At 70.6% G+C, this 15,951-nt stretch carries 19 protein-coding genes; 5 read left to right on the top strand and 14 right to left on the bottom strand.

What is annotated here, in order from left to right; translation table 11 throughout:
• Positions 1-2: 2 nt before the first annotated feature.
• The gene (locus Q0833_RS11855; RefSeq protein ID WP_298434543.1) at positions 3-1,061 is read right to left on the bottom strand and encodes an SAM-dependent methyltransferase; all 1,059 of its coding nucleotides are present in this window, start codon (positions 1,059-1,061) and stop codon (positions 3-5) included.
• A complete protein-coding gene (gene lgt, locus Q0833_RS11850) occupies positions 1,058-1,957 on the bottom strand; it encodes a prolipoprotein diacylglyceryl transferase (protein ID WP_298434540.1) in 900 nt (299 codons plus the stop codon). Before lgt ends, Q0833_RS11855 begins: the two co-directional genes overlap by 4 nt.
• Positions 1,958-2,063: 106 nt before the next feature.
• Here lgt and Q0833_RS11845 point away from each other — a divergent pair, with 106 nt between their 5' ends.
• Entirely contained in the window at positions 2,064-2,324 is a 261-nt protein-coding gene (locus tag Q0833_RS11845) for an accessory factor UbiK family protein (RefSeq protein WP_298434537.1), read from the top strand.
• Positions 2,325-2,452: 128 nt separating this feature from the next.
• Here Q0833_RS11845 and Q0833_RS11840 read toward each other — a convergent pair whose 3' ends face one another.
• From Q0833_RS11840 to Q0833_RS11815, 6 genes are all read right to left on the bottom strand, one after another.
• The gene (locus tag Q0833_RS11840) at positions 2,453-3,472 is read right to left on the bottom strand and encodes a low specificity L-threonine aldolase (RefSeq protein ID WP_298434534.1); all 1,020 of its coding nucleotides are present in this window, start codon (positions 3,470-3,472) and stop codon (positions 2,453-2,455) included.
• Positions 3,472-3,951: a YcgN family cysteine cluster protein gene (locus tag Q0833_RS11835; RefSeq protein WP_298434531.1), complete on the bottom strand. Its 480-nt coding sequence runs from the start codon at positions 3,949-3,951 to the stop codon at positions 3,472-3,474. Before Q0833_RS11835 ends, Q0833_RS11840 begins: the two co-directional genes overlap by 1 nt.
• Positions 3,944-4,870 (bottom strand): bifunctional riboflavin kinase/FAD synthetase, encoded by a 927-nt coding sequence (locus tag Q0833_RS11830; RefSeq protein WP_298434528.1) that lies wholly within the window; start codon positions 4,868-4,870, stop codon positions 3,944-3,946. The genes Q0833_RS11835 and Q0833_RS11830 overlap by 8 nt, the downstream gene beginning before the upstream one ends.
• Before the next feature lie 55 nt (positions 4,871-4,925).
• Complete coding sequence (locus Q0833_RS11825; RefSeq protein WP_298435109.1) at positions 4,926-5,369, bottom strand: MaoC family dehydratase; 444 nt, start codon at positions 5,367-5,369, stop codon at positions 4,926-4,928.
• Positions 5,370-5,473: 104 nt separating this feature from the next.
• Positions 5,474-6,346, bottom strand: a complete 873-nt coding sequence (locus Q0833_RS11820) for a TIGR01459 family HAD-type hydrolase (protein WP_298434525.1) — start codon at positions 6,344-6,346, stop codon at positions 5,474-5,476.
• A gap of 68 nt (positions 6,347-6,414) precedes the next feature.
• Positions 6,415-7,170, bottom strand: a complete 756-nt coding sequence (locus Q0833_RS11815; protein ID WP_298434522.1) for a Hint domain-containing protein — start codon at positions 7,168-7,170, stop codon at positions 6,415-6,417.
• A 177-nt stretch (positions 7,171-7,347) separates the two neighbouring features.
• On the opposite strand from Q0833_RS11815, the gene Q0833_RS11810 reads away from it, so the two are divergent.
• Positions 7,348-9,432, top strand: a complete 2,085-nt coding sequence (locus Q0833_RS11810; RefSeq protein ID WP_298434519.1) for a tetratricopeptide repeat-containing sulfotransferase family protein — start codon at positions 7,348-7,350, stop codon at positions 9,430-9,432.
• Here Q0833_RS11810 and Q0833_RS11805 read toward each other — a convergent pair.
• Positions 9,429-10,160, bottom strand: coding sequence for an alpha/beta fold hydrolase (locus tag Q0833_RS11805; protein WP_298434516.1), 732 nt, complete (start codon positions 10,158-10,160; stop codon positions 9,429-9,431). The genes Q0833_RS11810 and Q0833_RS11805 overlap by 4 nt on opposite strands.
• A 72-nt stretch (positions 10,161-10,232) precedes the next feature.
• Between Q0833_RS11805 and Q0833_RS11800 the strand changes: the two genes are divergently transcribed.
• Positions 10,233-10,688, top strand: a complete 456-nt coding sequence (locus tag Q0833_RS11800; protein ID WP_298434512.1) for an NUDIX domain-containing protein — start codon at positions 10,233-10,235, stop codon at positions 10,686-10,688.
• On the opposite strand, the gene Q0833_RS11795 is transcribed toward Q0833_RS11800, so the two are convergent.
• Positions 10,658-11,509, bottom strand: coding sequence for a DMT family transporter (locus Q0833_RS11795; protein ID WP_298434509.1), 852 nt, complete (start codon positions 11,507-11,509; stop codon positions 10,658-10,660). The two genes, Q0833_RS11800 and Q0833_RS11795, sit on opposite strands and share 31 nt — an antisense overlap.
• A 149-nt stretch (positions 11,510-11,658) precedes the next feature.
• Positions 11,659-12,315 (bottom strand): DUF2161 domain-containing phosphodiesterase, encoded by a 657-nt coding sequence (locus tag Q0833_RS11790; RefSeq protein WP_298434506.1) that lies wholly within the window; start codon positions 12,313-12,315, stop codon positions 11,659-11,661.
• Between the two features lie 94 nt (positions 12,316-12,409).
• Between Q0833_RS11790 and Q0833_RS11785 the strand changes: the two genes are divergently transcribed.
• A complete protein-coding gene (locus Q0833_RS11785; protein WP_298434503.1) occupies positions 12,410-13,330 on the top strand; it encodes a manganese-dependent inorganic pyrophosphatase in 921 nt (306 codons plus the stop codon).
• A 69-nt stretch (positions 13,331-13,399) separates the two neighbouring features.
• Here the strand turns inward: Q0833_RS11785 and Q0833_RS11780 are convergent, their stop codons facing one another.
• The 3 genes from Q0833_RS11780 to Q0833_RS11770 all read right to left on the bottom strand — a co-directional run bounded on the left by Q0833_RS11780 (position 13,400) and on the right by Q0833_RS11770 (position 14,658).
• Entirely contained in the window at positions 13,400-13,561 is a 162-nt protein-coding gene (locus tag Q0833_RS11780) for a hypothetical protein (protein ID WP_298434500.1), read from the bottom strand.
• A gap of 201 nt (positions 13,562-13,762) precedes the next feature.
• A complete protein-coding gene (locus tag Q0833_RS11775) occupies positions 13,763-14,158 on the bottom strand; it encodes a RidA family protein (RefSeq protein ID WP_298434497.1) in 396 nt (131 codons plus the stop codon).
• Positions 14,158-14,658, bottom strand: coding sequence for an Lrp/AsnC family transcriptional regulator (locus tag Q0833_RS11770; RefSeq protein ID WP_298434494.1), 501 nt, complete (start codon positions 14,656-14,658; stop codon positions 14,158-14,160). The genes Q0833_RS11775 and Q0833_RS11770 overlap by 1 nt, the downstream gene beginning before the upstream one ends.
• Before the next feature lie 163 nt (positions 14,659-14,821).
• Between Q0833_RS11770 and trxB the strand changes: the two genes are divergently transcribed.
• The gene (gene trxB, locus Q0833_RS11765; RefSeq protein ID WP_298434491.1) at positions 14,822-15,835 is read left to right on the top strand and encodes a thioredoxin-disulfide reductase; all 1,014 of its coding nucleotides are present in this window, start codon (positions 14,822-14,824) and stop codon (positions 15,833-15,835) included.
• Positions 15,836-15,951: the final 116 nt, after the last annotated feature.

Here is a 15,951-nt window from a genome sequence, read left to right as displayed (position 1 = left end):
GGTCAAGCCGATGCGTCGAAGCCCGGCGGCGGCGGCGCGCCCGGCGGATAAAGCGCGATGGCCTTGAAGAGGTCACCCATCTCGGCGGGATGCACCAGGCGGCGATGGGCGGCGATATGGGCATCGCGTTCCGCGCCGTCGAGGCTCCGGGCGAGGGCCTGCGCGCGCGCGGTGATTCCCAACCGCTCCAGCAGCACGCCCTGTCGGATCATCGGCGTGACGGCGGCGGGGGCAGCGGCCCGGGCGATGGCCTCGAAATCGACATGCGCTGTCAGGTCGGCGGTGCCCGGCGCGTCCAGCGGATCGACCGGCGCATGGGCGCGCACGGCCTGCACCGTGTCGCCCTGCGCGCGCCAGTGGCCGTAATCGACGAAGATCGCCGTGCCGCCCGTGGCGACACGCGCCGCGACCGCGCCGACCACCGGCACCAGCGCCGGACAGCGCTCGACGATGGTGCCGTCGGCGACGTCGTGATGGTCGAGCTCGGGCACCGGCACCGGCTCGCCCCGTGCAAATGCCAGCCCGCCATCGGTGACCGTCACGAGCGTCTCGGCCCAGCCGTCCCCGACGCGGGCGAATTGCCGGATCGGGAGGGCGTCGAGAAACTCGTTCGCCACCAGTAGAAGGGGGTCTTCGGGCAAGCCGTCCACGCCGTCGTGCCAGCTTGGATCGTAGTCGGACAGGCGCGTGGCCTGTGCGGCGCGGAAGGCGGGCGACGCCTCGACGAGATGCAGCGAGATCGCGTCGTGAAAGCCGGGCACGCCTCGGGTCGCGCGAAGTATGTCGGCCATCAGTGTGCCGCGTCCGGGCCCCAGCTCGGCAAGCGTGACGGCGTCGGGCGCCCCCTGGTCGAGCCAGGTCTGCGCCAGGCAGAGGCCCAGCATCTCGCCGAACATCTGGCTGATCTCCGGGGCAGTCGTGAAATCGCCTGCCGCGCCGAGCGGGTCGCGGGTGGTGTAGTATCCGAGCGTCGGGTGGAGCAGCGCCTCGGCCATGAACTCCGCCAGCGTCATCGGACCGGTCGCCCGGATTCGCGCGGCGAGTTGCTCGGCCAGCGTCATGCGCGGGCGGGGCGGGTCCGCGTCAGGGCCCAGGCGATCACCGCGAGGCCGACGACCAGCATCGGCAGCGACAGAAGCTGCCCCATGGTCAGACCAGCCTCGCCCAATCGGACGACATGGCCCAGCGGGTTGGCTTCGGTGATGTATTGCGCATCGGCCTGCCGGAAGTGCTCGACGAAGGTGCGCGCGGCACCATAGCCCGCAAGGAAGATCCCGAGGAGCAGCCCCGGCCTCTTGAATCCGCCGCGCAACGCCACCCACCAGAGCGCGCCCAGAAGGATCGCACCTTCGAGGATTGCTTCGTAAAGCTGGCTCGGGTGGCGGGCGCAGAACTCGCCCACATTGGCGCAGGCCTGTGCCGCGCCGCCGGGGAAGATCACCGCCCACGGCCCGTCCCAGGGCCGCCCCCAGAGCTCGGCATTGATGAAGTTCGCCAGCCGCCCGAGCCCGAGGCCCAGCGGCGCCACCAGCGAGGCTATATCGAGGATCGACAGCATCGGGATGCCGTGCCGCCATGCGTAGACCGTGACCGCGATCGCCGTGCCCGCCGCCCCGCCGTGGAACGACATGCCGCCCTGCCAGACGGCGAGGATCTCGGACGGGTTCTGGAGGTAATAGACGGGCTGGTAGAAGATCACGTAGCCCAGACGCCCGCCCAGCACGATCCCGAGCACGATCCAGGTCATCACGTCCTCGACCTGCTGGCGCGTCATCGGCGGGGTGTCATTAGCCCAGAGGCGCGGCTGCGAGACGACCCAGCGCGACATCCACCAGCCGCCCACGATCCCCGCGATATAGGCCAGCGCGTACCACCGGAGCGCGAAGGCGAACCCGCCCAGTTCGAGCGTGAATATCTCGGGCGAGACGTCGGGAAAGGACAGGATTGCGGCGAACATCGTCCTCGCCATGCCCGCCGCGGCACGGGGGGTCAAGCGCGGTGCGGCTTGAGACGGGGCCGCTTGCGCCCCATATGTCCCCCAGACCGGCACGGAGGCCCGACAGATGCAGACCCGCAACCGCTTCATGGACGATATCGGCCAATTGATGACCAACGCGATGGGCGTGGCCCAGGGCGCGCGCGCCGAGGCCGAGACGGCGATGAAATCGATGCTCGATCGCTGGATGGCCGATCGCGATTTCGTCACGCGCGAGGAATTCGACGCCGTCCGCGCGATGGCCCAGAAGGCCCGCGAGGAGAACGAGGCGCTGAAGGCCCGGCTCGACGCGATGGAGACTAAGAAACCCGCAGCGAGGAAAAGCTGACGGCGCGACGGGGTGGACGCGGTCTTGATCCGGGCTCTGTCCGATTGCTTCGGACGGCTCGTCCCGCCGGAGCAGACGCGGCGGTGATGCGCGCGTCGTGACGACCGGACGCAGCGGGGTGGCGCGTGTCAGCCCAGGATCAGTTCCAGGAGTCGATCCACCTCGGCCTCGGTCTTGGTGAAGTCGCAGACCAGCCGCGCGAGCGGGCGCTCGGCGGCATCCATCAGGTAGTATTGCGCCTCCGCCTGCGCGCGATCGTGAGCCGCGCGGTCCATCCGCGCGAACACCATGTTCGCCGTCGGGTCGCCGACGACCTCGACACCGATATCCCGCAGACCCGCCACCAGACGCTGCCCGGCGGCGTTCGCGGTGCGGGCGTTGTCCAGCCAGAGATCGCCGTCGAGATAGGCCGCCATCTGCGCCGAAAGATAGCGATGCTTGGACCAGAGCTGGGCCGCGCGCTTGCGCCGCAACTCCATCTCGCGGAGCCGGGCCGGGTCGCGCATCACGATCGCCTCGACCGCCATGCAGCCGTTCTTGGTGCCCCCGAAGCTGACCATGTCGAAGCCCCGGACCAGGTCGGCGGCGGTGCAGTCCAGCGCGGCGCAGGCATTGCCGAACCGCGCGCCGTCGAGATGGGTGCCGAGACCGTGCTCGCGGGAGATCCCCGTCAGCTCCGCCAGCGCGTCGAGCGTATAGACGCTGCCGGTCTCGGTCACGTTCGTCAGGCTCAGCGCGCCTTTCTGGACATTGTGGACCGAGCCTTCCATCGCCGCGAGCGCCGTCTCAAGCGCCTCCGGCGCGATGCGGCCGTCATCGCCATCCACCAGCGTCAGCTTGGCGCCGCCGGTGTAGAATTCCGGCGCACCGCATTCGTCGAGCTCGATATGCGAGAGGCGGTGGCAAAGCACCGATTGCCAGGGTTGTACCAGCCCGGCCAGCGCCAGCGCGTTGGCCGCCGTCCCCGTCGGCACCAGCAGCACCTCCGCCTCGGGCCAGTCGAAGAGCGTGCGCAGACGGTCCCGCACGCCGGGCATCCACGGATCTGCGCCGTAGGGCATGGCCGCCCCGGTATTGGCCGCGCCCATCGCGGCCCAGATGTCGGGATGGACGGGGCCGGTGTTGTCGGATGCGAAGTTGAGGTTCATCAGGCCCCCCCGGTCGGTTCGGTGATCACGAAATCCTCCCAATCCTCCTCCGGGATCTGCATCTCGGAGACAGTCTCGTCCATCAGGGACGCCCCGGCGAGATGCGGCGACATCGGGTCGCCGGTCAGCAGCGGATGCCAATGCGGCAGGTCGCGCCCTTCGTGCAGGCGGCGATAGGCGCAGGTCTCGGGGAAGAAATAGACCACGTCCGGCAGGGTCTTCGGCGTCAGGACGACGCATTCGGGCACGAAGGACAGCCGGTCGGCATAGTTCGAACAGCGGCAGGTCCCGTCGTCGAACAGGCGGCACGCGACGCGCGTCAGCGCGACCTCCTGCGTGTCCTCGTCCTCGAGCTTGTTGAGGCAGCATTTGCCACAGCCATCGCACAGCGCCTCCCATTCCTTCGGCGTCAGGCGACCGAGGGGCTGCGTCCAGAACCGATCACGCAATCCCGTCCGGTCGATGGGATCGTCAGGCATCGAGGGCCGCCAGGAGGTCGCGGGCGCGGGCGCTGTCGGCATCCATTTGCGCGACCAGCGGATCGAGCCCGTCGAACGTCGCCTCGGGGCGCAGGAAATCGACCAGCGCGACCGAGAGCTGCGCGCCGTAGAGATCGCCGGTGAAATCGAAGAGGAAGGTCTCGAGATTGGGGACGTTGTCGCCGAACATCGGGCGCACGCCCAGCGAGGCGACGCCATGATGCGACCCGGCATGGGGGCCGTCGAGGATATCGACCAGCACAGCATAGACGCCGAGGCGCGGCAGGTGCAGCCCGTCGAGCGCCATGTTGGCGGTCGGGTAGCCCAATGTCCGGCCGCGCTTCTCGCCGTGGAGAACGGGGCCCTCGATCCGGTGCCAGTGGCCCAGCATCTCGGCGGCGTCGCGGGGGCGGCCTTCGGTCAGCGCCGTCCGGATCGCGGTCGAGGAGACGGGGACCTCGCCGCCCAGAAGCTCGACCGTGGTGACGTCGAACCCGAGGCGCGCACCGCCGTCGCGCAACGTGTCCGCAGTGCCGGCGCGGCCGCGGCCGAAGCGGAAATCGGCGCCGGTCACCACATGGGTCAGGCCCAGCCCGTCCATCAGGACATCCGACATGAAGGCCTCGGCGCTGAGCGGTGCGATCTCGGGAAAGGGCAGCTCGAACAAGGTGTCGACGCCGAGCTTCGGCAGCCGCGAGGCGCGGGCGGCGGGCGACATCAGGCGGAAGGGCGCAGCGTCGGGGGCGAAGACCTCGCGGGGATGCGGCTCGAACGTGACGACGGCCAGCGGCGTGCCATCGCGGCGGGCCCGGTCCAGCACGTGGCGGTGGCCCAGATGCACGCCGTCGAAATTGCCGATGGCCGCCGAGGCGCCGCGGGCGTCGGTCGGAATGGCACGATGGTCCCGGAAGATCCGCATGGAACGGGGGCTAGCCCGCCGCCCCGTGGGGCGCAAGCGCGGCCCGGCCCCGGCGTCAGTCGAACTTGCGCGACGGCGCCATGACGGTCGCTTCCCCCTTGAGGACGGGCTTGCCGTCGATCTCGGCCACGGTGTCCATGGTGACGCGGCGGCGCGCGATATCCATCGCGGTCACCGTGACCGAAGCGGTCACGAGGTCGCCGGGCCGCACAGGCGCGAGGAACTTGAGCGTCTGGCCCAGATAGACCGTGCCATGGCCCGGAAGCTGTTCGCCGATCACCGCCGAGATCAGGCCCGCGGTCAGCATCCCGTGCGCGATGCGGCCTTCGAAGATCGTGTCCCGCGCGTAGTCATCGTCGAGATGGACGGGATTGTGGTCGGTCGACACCTCGGCAAAGAGTTCGATGTCGCGGTCGGTCACCACCTTGGTCAGCGACCGCGTCATGCCGATCTCGATATCTTCGATGCAGATCGTGCTCTGGGGCATGTTGTCGAGCATGGGCGCTCCCTCCGAACTCATGGGGGCGAACTAGCATGGATGCCGCATTGCGGCAAGTCACGACGAAAGAATTGTTCGAATTTTGCCGCAGAAGAGACCGAACGTTACCGAAGCGTTCCGATGACGTAGGTCGGTGCGACGCCCGTTGCCGCGAGATAGGTGTCCAGTTTGTCGGGGTCCGGGTCGCCGCCCTCGGGCGTGGCCGTTTCCTCGGCGCCGAGGCCGCCCGAGATGAAGAGGAGATCGAGATCTTCGCCCATCGCTCCGGCCGCATCGGTCGCGGGGCCGTCGCCGATGGCGAGGATCGAAGCGTCCGAGACATCCGCGATTTGTCCCAGCCGCCGCCGCGCGAGGTCGTAGATCGGCGGATGCGGCTTGCCGAAATAGAGGCTCTCGCCCCCCATCTCGGTGTAGAGCTCGGCGTAAGCGCCGGCGCACCATTCGCGGACGCCGCCGCGATCCACCACGATATCGGGGTTGGCGCAAAGCAGCTTCAATCCGCGCGTCTTGGCGGCGAGAAACTGGGGCCGCATCACGGACGGGTCGGCGAAGGGGTCGAGCGGGCCGGTGCAGACGATGCCCTCGGCCTGTTCCAGCGGCACGCGTTCGACGGCCAGCGGATCGTCGAGCACGGCGGGCGGCTGGAAGAACCCGGCGTCGAACTCGGGTCCAAGGTGCCAGACGCGCGTCCCGACCGCCCCGCGATACATCGCCGTCCGCGCCGAATCGCCGGAGGTCGCGATGTCGTCATAGGCGTCCTCGGTCACGCCCATCTCGACGATCTGTTCGGCGACGCCAGCGCGCGGGCGGGGCGAGTTGGTCACGAGGATGACGTGGCCTCCGCCTTGCCGATAGGCCCGCAGCGCCTCGACCGCGCCGGGATAGGGCCGCACCCCGTCATGGACGCAGCCCCAGAGATCCACGAACAGCGCGCGGTAGCGGTCCGAGACCTCGGACAGGGCGTGAATGATCTGCATGGGGGCCGGTCTCCGGAACGGTTGGGGTCGCCGCGATACCTACAGCAAGGATCGCCGCTTTCCAGCCGTCAGCCGATGGCCATCGCCAGCCCGTGCGCTTCGGACGCGCTGAGATACGGGATGCGGGGCGGGCCGAACCCGTCGCCGTCGCCGATCTGCGGAAAGAGCCGGGCCATGTCGGACAGGACGGTGCGGTTGAGGCTTCGTCCGGTCGCACGGGCGGGGTGGTAGCTCTCGACCGCGAGGCCCGAGACCATCACCGCGGACTGGCCCGAACAGGCGATGCCGTAGACCGTGACCTCGCCCGGAGGCGTGACCGCCGACACGAGATGTCCGTCCTCGAGTGCCGCGACGGGCGCGAAGGCGCGCGGCACGCGCAGGAGTTCGTAGCAGAGCCGGTGTTCGATCAGCACATGGGCGCGGGCGCCCAGCATGACGTCCGCCTCGGGGCCATTCGGCCCGAAGGCGCGGGCGGTCACGCGGTAGAAGGTGGGCCGCTCGTCCGACGGCGCGTAGGTGCGCGAGCCGATCCAGTCGATCCGAACCGTTTCGCCGTCCTGCGTCGAGACCTCGTCGCCGGGCATCAGGTCCTCGACCGCAATCGGGCCGTCCGTGCCCTTGAGCATCGCCCCGCGCGCCAGGCTCGCCACGGCGCCGGTCACTTCGGGCGTGTCGGGGAGGTGCCGCCGGTCCCACGTGGCGCGGCCACTGGGGTCGAACCAGGCGAGATCGAGCGCGACGGTGGCGCGCGATGCCTCGCGGTCCGCAGCGGCGGGTGTGACAGGGATATGCGACGCGGAAGGAAGCCGCTGGTAAGCAGTCATGACGAAATCGTCCAAGCAGATACGGCCCCCACCGCAGGCCGTCTTATAGGCCGGAGGCAGGGGGTTGGATCAACCGGTTTGGCGGAAACAATAGGTTTCGATTTCGCCTGTTGGTGCGAATCCGGCAATTTTGTGGCGCGGCTTCCGGGGCCCCGTGGCCCGTGCTAGGCGGCGGGCATGAGTGATGCACCCGATCCCCTTGCCGACGCCCGCCGCGCCATCGATGCCGATCGCCCCGATGCCGCCATCGCGGCGCTGCGCGGGCTCGACGGGGTGGAGGCGGCTTTTCTTCGGGCACGGGCCGCGCTGATCGACGGTCGGGCCGGGGATGCGCAGGCCGGGTTCGACGCGATCCTGGCCGCCGCCCCGAAGGAGCCTGCGGTCTGGATGGAAGCGGCGCTGGCCGCCCATGCCGCCGGGGCCGGACCCGCCTTCGTCAAGCGCGCGAAGGGGGCCGGGTTGCCCGCGCCGCTGGTCGCGATGGTGCAGGGCGCGGCCGCGGGCAAGGGTGCCCGCGCGCAAGGAACGGGGGCCGCGGGCAAGCGCGACCTCGCCGCACTCTCGGCGAAGGTGAAGGCCCGTGACCTGAGGGGCGCCGAGACCGTCGCGGCCCCGCTTCTCAAGGCGCAGGCCGGAGCGATCGTCTGGGCGATGCTGGGGCAGGCCCGGCTCGACGCGGGCAAGGGGCCCGAGGCGGCGGACGCCTTCGCCCGCGGCTTGCGGCTCGAGCCCTATGCCGCCGATCTGCGGCTGGGACTGGTCCGGGCGCTGGCCCGCGCGGGCCGGATGCCGCAGGCCCTGGCCGAAGCGCGGCGCGCCGTTCAGGCCGCGCCCGGCTGGGCCGATGCGCAAATGGCATTCGGGCGGCTGGCACTCGCCGGGGATCTGGCCGAGCCTGCGTTTCGCGCCGCCGAGGCCGCCCGCGCCCTGGCGCCCAAATCCGACGCGCCGCTGCGTCTCGCCGCCGAGGCGGCGCTGGCAATGAAGCGCCCCGATCTTGCGCTGGAGCCGGCCGCCGCGCGCAAGGCCGACGCCGCTGATCGCGCCCTTCTTCTCGGCCACGTGCAGGCCTCGGCCCGCGATGCGAACGCGGCGCTCGCCACCTATGGCGCGGCGCTCGACCGCGCGCCGGGTGACGCCGACCTCCTGGCGGCGCGGGGCCAGCTCTACCAGTCGCTGGGGCGGTCCGACGACGCCGAGGCCGATCTGCGCGCCGCCATCGCCGCGCACCCGGCCCATGGCACGGCGCTCCGCGCGCTGGCCTATGGCGGCAAGCTTGGCGCGGACGATGCGGCCATCGGCGCGATGCGCAGCGCCGCCAAGGCCGAGGCGACGCCGGCCTCCGACCGGCGGCTGGCGCTCTATGCGCTGGCCCGCGCGACCGAGCCGCACGCGCCCGACGCCGCCTTCGCCGCATTGGCCCGCGCCAACGCCGCCACCGCCGACGCCTTTCCGCACGACGCCGCGGCCGACCGCGCCGGACTCGACCGCGCGTTCGGGCGATGGCCGCAGCTTGCCGACCTCGCGCCCAGCGACTGCGAGGCCGCGCCGATCTTCGTCACGGGCCTGCCCCGTTCGGGCACGACGCTGGTCGAGGCCATCCTTGCCGCGCACCCGGACGTGACCGCGGGCGGCGAGCTGGGCCTGCTGTCGCACGCGATCCGCCCGCTCGTCACGCGGCTCGACCGGGGCGAGACGCCGCCTCCGGACATGCTCGGGGCCATCGGCGCCGATTACGACGCACGGGTCCGCCGCCTGACCGGAGCCTCCGGGCGCGTCACCGACAAGTCGATCCATTCCTTCGTCGAGATCGGTCTCATCCGCGCGATCCTGCCGCGCGCCGCGATCGTCGTCGTCGACCGCGATCCCCGCGACACCGCCCTGTCGATCTGGCGCAATCACTTTCCGGACGGCACGCACCGCTATGCCGCCTCGCCTGAAGGCATCGCGGCCCATGCGGCGCTGTTCCGTGCGGCGGTCGAGGGCTGGCGCGACCGCCTGCCCGAGGGCGCGTTCCACACCATCCGCTACGAGGCGCTGCTGGCGGATCCCGCGGCCGAGGCGCGCGCGCTGCTGGGCGCCTGCGGGCTCGGCTGGGACGACCGCGTGCTCGGCTTCCATGAGACGGCGGGACGGGTCGACACGCTGAGCTTCGCGCAGGTGCGCCAGCCGATCTACCGGACCTCCGAGGGGGGCTGGGCGCGCCACGAGGCCCGGATCGGCCCGCTTCTGGAGGCGCTGGCCCGCGAGGGGCTTGCCTAGTCGGTGAAGGTCTCGATCACGTCCGTATAGCCCAGATCGCGGTCGAAGCGCCCGGTGCGCAGGAAGGCCAGCACCTCGCCGATCACGAGCGGCGAGTTCATCAGGAAGGTATGCGTCACCGGCAGTTCGATATGGTCGTCCATGCCCTCGACCCGCGTCGATGCGACCGAGACCTTTCCATCATCCGGCCCCGGCAGAATGGCCGAGGCCACGGGATTGAGGCTGCGCGTCCCCGCGATGACCCCGACGCCGGGCCAGACCGGCCCCAGCCGCGGCGCCAGCCCGTCGGTGCCAAGCTGCAATCCGGCGGGTCCGTTCATCCATTCGAAGGGGGCTAGGCCCCCCAGCGCGTCCACCAGTTCCGAGCCCTGGTTCGGCGGGGCCAGCATGACCGTGCGGCCCGGCCGGATCGGCGTCGCGGTGCCATACCAATGGCGCAGCAGGATCGCGCCCATCGAATGGGTCACGACATGGATCGCGGGGGCGTCCGGGGCGCAGCCCGCGAAGGCGCGGGGCAGGGTCAGCGCGGCCAGGGCCGCGATATCGTCCGTGGTCGAGGGGTAGTCGGCATTCACGGTCTGGAAACCCTCGGCCTCCAGCGCCTCTTCCATCACGATCAGCGATGCATCGCTCCGCGCCAGCCCATGCAGGAGCACCACGCAATCGGGCACCGTCTCGGCCCGGAGGGGCAGGGCGAAGGCCGCAAGAAGCAGGGCAAGGCGGATCATCCCTCCCATCTATGTGCGCGCGGGGTCGCTCGCCAGCGCGACGTGGCGGCGAGCCAGGCTATGTCGGCCGGCATGACGCACCGCCCCATCCGCATCGCCGCCCGCGCGATCCTCGTCCATCGCGACCGGCTCCTCTTGGTCAATGCCTATCCGCCCTCGGTGGGGAGCGACCTCTGGTGCGCCCCTGGCGGCGGGGCCGAGCCGCATGCAGGCCTGCCCGAGAACCTCGCCCGCGAGGTGCGCGAGGAAACCGGGCTGGAGGTGCGGGTCGATGCGCCCTGCCTCGTCAACGAGTTCCACGATCCCGCGCGGGACTTCCACCAGGTCGAGCTCTTCTTTCGCTGCCGTCTTGTGCGGGGGACGCTCGATCCCGCGTGGGAGGATCCCGAGGGCGTGGTGACGCGCCGCCGCTGGGTCACGCGCGCCCAGATGGCGGAGCTGCGCTATCGCCCGCTTGCATTGCCCTCCGTTGCGTGGATGGAGGCGGGCGCGCCGCGCTACGATCCGCTGGAGCGCATCGTGGGCTGACGCCGCGGCCCGATCGTCGCCAGCGCGATACCGGCCAGCACGAGGCTCGCCGCCGCCAGCGCGCGCCCGGTGGGCCATTCGCCCAGCAGGAGCGCGCCGCCGGCCATCGCGATCACCGGCGCCGAGAGTTGGGCGACGCCTGCCGTCGCAAGCCCCATGCGCGGCAGCACCCGGAAGAGCAGCGCGTATCCCAGCCCCGAGGCGACCGCACCGGATGCGACGGCGGTGATCCAGCCCAGCGGTGTGACGTCCGCCCCCCACCAGAGCGGTGCGGCAAGGAGGACGGCCCCGGCGGCGAGGATGAAATTCCCGGCCGTGCCCGCGAGCGGCTTCGGCTCGAACTTGCCCGCAAAGCTGTAGGCCGCCCAGCCGAGCCCCGCGGCGCCCATCAGCACGGCATCGACCATCGCCCAGGGCCCGCCGCCGGGGGCCAACAGCCAGACGAGCCCGCCCAGCGCTATCGCCATGCCCACCATGCGCACCGGGCCCGCCCGTTCGCCCCGGACCGCACCGGCGGCAAAAAGGGCCAGCTGGACCGTCGCGAAGAGGATCAGCGCGCCGAGCCCCGCGTCGAGGCTGCGATAGGCGAGACTGAAGCCCATAAGGTAGATCACCAGCGCCAACGCGGCACCCCAGCGCCGCCTGCCGCGAAGGTCGATGCCACGCCCCGCCGCGAGCAGACCCAGCACGATCGCGCCCGCCCCGACCCGGATCGCCGCGAAGGCTACGGGATCAGTCCCGTCGAGCACTCCCGCGCGCGTCAGAAGCGAGTTGGCCGCCAGAAGCGTCACGGCGAGGGCGGTCATCAGGAACAGGCGCATCCCGCCCGAATGCCCGCGCGGCCCGGCCCGCGCAATGCGCATCGGGTCACGGCCGTGCGAGGCTGCCGGTCTTTGCTCCCCAAATATGCGGGTGCCACGGGGGCCACCCATCCCGCCCCGCCGCCGCGATGCGCCCGCAAATCCCTCCTTCAGGGATTTGCCCCCTCCGCCGCCGCGCGGCCCGCCTCGGTCAGCTCGAACGTGCCCACGGCGACCTTCACGAACCAGCCGTAGTGGTTGTCGCGCATGATCTGCGTGGCGCGGGTCACGCCGGTCGCAGCTCGCGCGTCGCGGCCACGGCATGTGCCCTCGGCCGCCAGATGCGCCGCGAGGGCCAGCGCATCCTGGCGGTAGGCCGTCACCAGTCCGATCCGCGTGGCACCGCCGGGCGACGGGTCGCCGCGCCGGGCCGCGAATTCCCGCAGCAGCCGGGCGCGGGGCTTCGAGAGCAGGCGGGGCTGGAAGGGGCCGGGGTCGCAATGGACCGTCACCAGCCCGTCGCGCGCCCGCACCGTCAGCACCCCGAGCCCCAGCCGCCGGGCGAGCTTGAGGTTGGCCTTCAGCGCCGACCATCCGCGCCGCCCCGCGACGTCCGGCACGGCGAGATAGACATGCGGCGTGATCGCCTGCCGGTCGATGCCCTGATGCACGAGCGCCAGGCTGAACCCGGTTTTCAGCTCGACGATGACCGGCGGCTCGTCGCCCCGGATGGCGACCACGTCGGCGGGTCCGATCTCACCCTTCACCGCGTAGCCCTGGCCTTCGAGGAAGGCCTTCACCGGCGGGTAGAGGTCGGTCTCGCGCATGGGGTCGGGGATAGCGGCGCGGGCGCCCCCGTGACAAGCGCCGCCGGGCGCGCTAAGGCCCCGCGCGACCGCCATCACCCCAGGGACCTGCCCCATGACCCACCTCGTTCTCGGCCATTTCTCCCCCGATACCGACTCGACCGGCAGCCCCATCGCCTGGGCGTGGTACATGTCCGAGGTGCAGGGCACGCCCGCCCGCGCCGTCCTGACCGGCCAGCCCAACACCGAGGCGGCGTGGATGCTGGGCCGCTGGGGCCTCGACATGCCCGAGGTGATCTCGGAGCTGGCCCCCGGCCAGCCGGTCGTCGTGGTCGACACCAACAACCCCGCCGAGCTTCCGGCCTCGATCGCGCAGGCCGACCTGCGACAGATCATCGACCATCACAAGCTGGTCGGCGGGCTCGAGACGGCAGCCCCGATCGACATCACGATCCGCCCGCTGGCCTGCACCGCGACGATCATGGCGGACCTGATGGGGCAGGCGCTGTCCTCGGCGCCCGAAGGGATCAAGGGCGCGATGCTGACCTGCATCCTCTCGGACACGCTGGAATTCCGCTCGCCGACGACGACCGATCACGACCGCGCGGTGGCCGAGCGGCTGGCCGACGACCTCGGCGTCGACATCCCGTCCTTCGCCGCCGACATGTTCGCGGCCAAGTCGGACGTGTCGTCCTTCTCGGAGGCCGAGCTTCTGCGGATGGATTCGAAGGAGTACGAGGTCGGCGGCACCAAGTTCCGCGTCTCGGTCCTCGAGACGACGTCGCCCGCCGCGATCCTCGACAGGAAGGCCGCGCTGATGGAGGCGATGCCCGCCGTCGCCGCCGAGGACGGCGTCGCACAGGTGCTGCTCTTCGTGGTGGACATCCTCGCCGAGGAGGCGACGCTCCTCGTGCCGAACGCGCTGGTGAAATCGGTCGCCGAGGCGAGCTTCGGCGTTCCCGTCACGGGCGATCAGGTCGTGCTGCCGGGCGTGATGAGCCGCAAGAAGCAGATCATCCCCAGCCTCAAGGTCTGACCGCCCCCCGACGGCCAGACCCGGGCTACTGCGACCGGCCGCTCCCCCCGAAGCGGCCGGTCGCGTGCGTCATGCCGGATTGCGGAACACGAAAACGGCGATCGCGGCGCCCACGAGCAGCAGGATCGCCACTCCCGCCTCCAGCCCGCCAGGCGAGGCTCCGTGTAGCTGATCCATGAGTGAGCCGGTGCAGCGCGGCGCGGCGCTCCAGTACTTGATGCAGACGTTCATCTTGTTTTCCCCAAGTCGAAACTAAGGCCATTCTAGTGCGGAAATAAGGCAGACTCGGGGCAGCTTTGCCGCGCGGGATCGCGACAAACCCCACCGTCGGGGCTGCCCGTTTCCGAGAATCGCGAGATATTGTAGCGACATGCCAAACAGTGCCCGGATGCACCCGAAATCGCCGAACATGACGGGAATCGGGCAGGCCGGTCAGGGGCGGCGGGCGACCATGTCGATTTCGACCAGCGCGCCCACCGCAAGCCCGGTGACCCCGATGCAGGTCCGCGCCGGAAGCGCGCCCTTGGGGAAATAGGCGGCATAGGTCGCGTTCATCGTGGCGTAGTCCCGCTCGAAGTCGGTGAGGTAGACCCGCGCCTGCGCGACGCAGCCCAGATCGAGTTCCATGCCCTCGAGGACGAGGATCAGGTTGTCCATCACGCGGGCGGTCTGTGCGGCGACGCCATCGGGCAGCGCGCGGTCCGGCTCGCCGGGCCAGGTCGGCATCTGGCCGGTCAGGAAGACCCAGCCATCGACCTCGGTGCAATGGGAGAAGGTCGCGACGGGCGAGGGTGCGCCGTCGATCATGTGAAAGCTGGGCCGGGCCATCAGGCGTCCATCGCCAGACGCGCCTCGAGCACGTCGAAGGGCACGCCGGGCACGTCCTTTGCGCCCCGGATCACCAGCGACGTCTTGACCGACGCGACGTTGTCGGCCGCCGTCAGCTCGCCCGTCAGGAAGGATTGGAAGGTCGAAAGATCGGGGGCCACGCATTTCAGGATGAAGTCGATCTCGCCGTTGAGCATGTGGCACTCCCGCACGAGGGGCCACTGGGTGGCCAGCGCCTCGAAGGCCGAAAGGTCGACCTCCGCCTGGCGCTGCAGCGACACCATCGCGAAGACCTGCACCTCGAAGCCCAGCGCGCGGGCGTTCACATCCGCGTGGTAGCCCTGGATCAGGCCCGCCTCCTCGAGCGCGCGCACGCGGCGCAGGCAGGGCGGGGCCGAGATGCCGACCCGCCGCGCCAGCTCGACATTGGTCATCCGCCCGTCGGCCTGAAGCTCGGCGAGGATCTGGCGGTCGATGGGATCGAGCTTGGTTGCGGGCATGGGTCTCTCCTCGGGGGTGGCGCGATCTTTCCCACGCGAGGGGTTGTTGCGCAAGAATGTTTCGCATCTCCGCAATCATCTTGCGCCCGAGGCGCCGCTGCGGGGGTTCCGCCCGCCGCGATTCGGCCCCATATCGGGAGCCCAAACGCGAGGAGGCCGCCCCATGTCCGAGACCCGTCATTCCAAGGTTCTGATCATCGGCTCCGGCCCGGCGGGTTATACCGCCGCCGTCTACGCATCCCGCGCCATGCTCGAGCCCGTCCTGGTGCAGGGCATTCAGCCCGGCGGCCAGCTGACGATCACCACCGAGGTCGAGAACTGGCCCGGCGACACCGAGGTGCAGGGTCCCGCGCTGATGGAGCGGATGGAGGCCCATGCCCGCGCCGTCGGCACCGAGATCGTGGGCGACCACATCTCCGAGCTGGACCTCTCGAAGCGGCCCTTCACGGCCAAGTCCGACAGCGGCACGACCTATACCGCCGACGCCCTGATCCTCGCGACGGGGGCGCAGGCGAAGTGGCTGGGCCTGCCGTCCGAAGAGACGTTCAAGGGCTTCGGCGTCAGCGCCTGCGCCACCTGCGACGGCTTCTTCTATCGCGGCCAGACGGTCATCGTGGTCGGCGGGGGCAACACCGCCGTCGAGGAGGCGCTGTTCCTGACGAACTTCGCCGAGAAGGTCATCCTCGTGCACCGCCGCGACACGCTCCGGGCCGAGAAGATCCTGCAGGACCGGCTCTTCAAGAACCCCAAGATCGAGACGATCTGGGATCATCAACTCGAGGAAGTGCTGGGCACCGACATGCCCAAGGGCGTGACCGGCGTCCGGCTGGCCCACCGCGAGACGGGTGCCACGCAGGAGGTTGCGTGCACCGGCGTCTTCATCGCCATCGGCCACGCGCCCGCCTCCGAGCTGGTGAAGGACAAGCTCGAAACCCATATGGGCGGCTACGTCGTCACCAAGCCCGATTCGACCGTGACCAGCATTCCCGGCGTCTTCGCGGCGGGCGACCTGACGGATCACATCTACCGCCAGGCGGTCACGAGCGCCGGAATGGGCTGCATGGCCGCGCTGGAGGCGGAACGGTTTCTGGCCGAGCACGGGCTCGATTCCGAGATCGATCAGGACCAGTCCGCGCCGCTGGGCTACGGCGCCCCGGTGGACGAACCCGCGGAGTGACCGCACGCGTCGTTCCGCGGCGTTAGGCTTCCCGAAGGGTTTGCCGCCTATCTGTCGCGTCGGGCCGGGTGCCGCCCTTGACGTCTGCCATGCCGCTGGCGCATGGCCGGTCCCCG

This window comes from uncultured Jannaschia sp. (assembly GCF_947503795.1).
GTDB lineage: Bacteria > Pseudomonadota > Alphaproteobacteria > Rhodobacterales > Rhodobacteraceae > Jannaschia.
Note: the sequence above shows the minus strand (reverse complement) of the source record. Positions and strands in the feature narration are given on the sequence as shown.

Coding starts and splice junctions, on each gene's coding strand:
- Q0833_RS11810 (WP_298434519.1), top strand. CDS start 7,348: ATGAGTGATGCACCCGATCCCCTTGCCGACGCCCGCCGCGCCATCGAT.
- Q0833_RS11830 (WP_298434528.1), bottom strand. CDS start 4,870: ATGCGGATCTTCCGGGACCATCGTGCCATTCCGACCGACGCCCGCGGC.
- Q0833_RS11805 (WP_298434516.1), bottom strand. CDS start 10,160: ATGATCCGCCTTGCCCTGCTTCTTGCGGCCTTCGCCCTGCCCCTCCGG.
- Q0833_RS11785 (WP_298434503.1), top strand. CDS start 12,410: ATGACCCACCTCGTTCTCGGCCATTTCTCCCCCGATACCGACTCGACC.
- Q0833_RS11790 (WP_298434506.1), bottom strand. CDS start 12,315: ATGCGCGAGACCGACCTCTACCCGCCGGTGAAGGCCTTCCTCGAAGGC.
- Q0833_RS11770 (WP_298434494.1), bottom strand. CDS start 14,658: ATGCCCGCAACCAAGCTCGATCCCATCGACCGCCAGATCCTCGCCGAG.
- Q0833_RS11825 (WP_298435109.1), bottom strand. CDS start 5,369: ATGCTCGACAACATGCCCCAGAGCACGATCTGCATCGAAGATATCGAG.
- Q0833_RS11840 (WP_298434534.1), bottom strand. CDS start 3,472: ATGAACCTCAACTTCGCATCCGACAACACCGGCCCCGTCCATCCCGAC.
- Q0833_RS11795 (WP_298434509.1), bottom strand. CDS start 11,509: ATGCGCCTGTTCCTGATGACCGCCCTCGCCGTGACGCTTCTGGCGGCC.
- Q0833_RS11820 (WP_298434525.1), bottom strand. CDS start 6,346: ATGCAGATCATTCACGCCCTGTCCGAGGTCTCGGACCGCTACCGCGCG.
- Q0833_RS11800 (WP_298434512.1), top strand. CDS start 10,233: ATGACGCACCGCCCCATCCGCATCGCCGCCCGCGCGATCCTCGTCCAT.
- Q0833_RS11815 (WP_298434522.1), bottom strand. CDS start 7,170: ATGACTGCTTACCAGCGGCTTCCTTCCGCGTCGCATATCCCTGTCACA.
- Q0833_RS11780 (WP_298434500.1), bottom strand. CDS start 13,561: ATGAACGTCTGCATCAAGTACTGGAGCGCCGCGCCGCGCTGCACCGGC.
- Q0833_RS11775 (WP_298434497.1), bottom strand. CDS start 14,158: ATGGCCCGGCCCAGCTTTCACATGATCGACGGCGCACCCTCGCCCGTC.
- lgt (WP_298434540.1), bottom strand. CDS start 1,957: ATGTTCGCCGCAATCCTGTCCTTTCCCGACGTCTCGCCCGAGATATTC.
- Q0833_RS11845 (WP_298434537.1), top strand. CDS start 2,064: ATGCAGACCCGCAACCGCTTCATGGACGATATCGGCCAATTGATGACC.
- trxB (WP_298434491.1), top strand. CDS start 14,822: ATGTCCGAGACCCGTCATTCCAAGGTTCTGATCATCGGCTCCGGCCCG.
- Q0833_RS11855 (WP_298434543.1), bottom strand. CDS start 1,061: ATGACGCTGGCCGAGCAACTCGCCGCGCGAATCCGGGCGACCGGTCCG.
- Q0833_RS11835 (WP_298434531.1), bottom strand. CDS start 3,951: ATGCCTGACGATCCCATCGACCGGACGGGATTGCGTGATCGGTTCTGG.